This window comes from Micromonospora sp. CPCC 206061, assembly GCF_036906915.1.
Lineage (GTDB): Bacteria > Actinomycetota > Actinomycetes > Mycobacteriales > Micromonosporaceae > Phytohabitans.
Map to the genome: position 1 here is coordinate 1 of NZ_JBAKHX010000188.1, position 1,855 is coordinate 1,855.

Genomic DNA, 1,855 nt, shown 5'->3' on the forward strand with positions numbered 1-1,855 from the left:
CGATCAAGAAACCCTGGCCCTTCGGGCCACCCGCAGGTGGGTGAAACTCGTGGTGGCGTCGCTCGCTGTCACCGGTTGTCCTTGGCGCCGCTGTGGGTGCCTGTGATCAAGAATGGTGTTGGAGTTCGTCCCTGGTATCCCAGGTTGTTGCCTCCGTGCACGTGTCTCAGTGTCATGAGTTCGTGACGGACTTCGTGAGCGGCGCCGTCCGTGTGCTGGTGCGGTTGGAAGGGGGACGGCGGCTTGGAGGTTTTGTACCCGTTCGTGGGCGGGGTGGATGTGCATAAGAGGCAGGTGACGGTGACCGTTAGGGTGCCGGACGCCTCTGGTGGGCGTCGGGAGGTGACCCGCAAGTTCCGTACGTTCTATCGGGATTTGCTGCGGATGGCGCGCTGGTTGCTTTCCGAGCAGCAGGTCACGCATGTGGCGATGGAGTCGACCGGGGTGTATTGGTGGCCGGTGTGGACCGCGTTGCGGGAGATCGGCGGCCAGGACGTGGTGGTCGAGGTGGTCAACGCGGCGCATGTCAAGGCGGTGCCGGGGCGTAAGACGGATGTGAAGGATGCGCAGTGGCTGGCCCGGTTGATGGAGGTCGGGCTGTTGCGGGGTAGTTTCCTGCCCCCGGAGCGGGTGCGGATGCTGCGGGACTGGACCCGGTATTTGACCAAGCTGGTCCAGGAGGCGGCGCGGGAGAAGCAGCGGTTGTTGAAGGTCCTTGAGGCGGGCGGGATCAAGCTGGACAGTGTGGCCTCGGACTCGTTTGGTGTCTCGGGCCGGGTGATGCTTAAAGCCTTGGCCGATGGGCAGCGCGATCCGGTGGCTCTGGCGCAGTTGGCTCGTGGGGTGCTGCGTAACAAGATCGATGATCTGCGGTTGGCGTTGGAGGGCCGGTTCACCGATCATCACGGGCAGATGGTGGCCGTGCACCTGGAACGCATCGAGCACCTGGAAGACATGATCGTCAAGGTGCAACGGGACAAGATCGGCCGTCTCGCCGACCAGGCCCCCGCGGGGGTGGCGGGTCCGTTCCAGGCCCAGATCGAGCTGTTGACGAGTATCCCGGGTATCGGGGAACGGGTGGCCACCGCGGTGATCGGGGAGATCGGCACCGACATGACCCGGTTCCCGTCGGCCAAACATTTGGCCGCCTGGGCCGGGCTGGCCCCGGGTAACAACGAGTCCGCGGGCCGGCGTCGCCGGGCCGGGCATCGTAAAGGCAACCCGCACCTGGCCGGGCTGTTGCAGAACGCGGCGTTCACCACCGCCAAGACCGCCACCCGGGTCGGGGCCCGCTACCACCGGCTGCACCGTCGGTTCGGTGGGAAGAAGAACAAGGCCGCGGCGAAGAAGGCCGCGTTCGCGACCGCGCACACCCTCATCAAGATCATTTGGTCGGTGTTGTCGACCGGTCGGCCCTACCAGGACCTCGGCGCCGACTTCTACACCCGCCGCGTCGACACCGAGACCCGCAAGCGGAACCTGATCGCCAGCCTGGAAGCCCTGACCGGCCAAAAAATCACCTTCGTGGATCCGGACCCCGACCCCGACGACACGGGCCCCGATACAGACCCTCAACCGGACACGGACGCGGTCACCGACCCCGCTCGGGAGCGCGCCGCTGCCTAACCAGCCCCACCACACCGAACAGAGGGTGGGAAGGACGCCGACAAACCGTTCTCGACGGTGAAGGCCGTACCCGTGAGGGTCGGCGACGTGGTCGCCCTTCCCACCACCGCACAGCTTGCCCGCAACCGAGCCTGGCCGGCAAGCCGACCCACCATGCCCTCACACACCCGAAGTCCCGGCTCCGCCGGGACGCTGCCGCACACGTGGCTGGGCCGAGTTTCGTCTCAGG

General features: G+C 66.5%; 1 protein-coding gene. It reads left to right on the forward strand.

Annotated features, from left to right (window positions below):
• Positions 1–279 precede the first annotated feature (279 nt).
• Positions 280–1,626 (forward strand): IS110 family transposase, encoded by a 1,347-nt coding sequence (locus V6V89_RS41245; protein ID WP_334625188.1) that lies wholly within the window; start codon positions 280–282, stop codon positions 1,624–1,626.
• Positions 1,627–1,855: the final 229 nt, after the last annotated feature.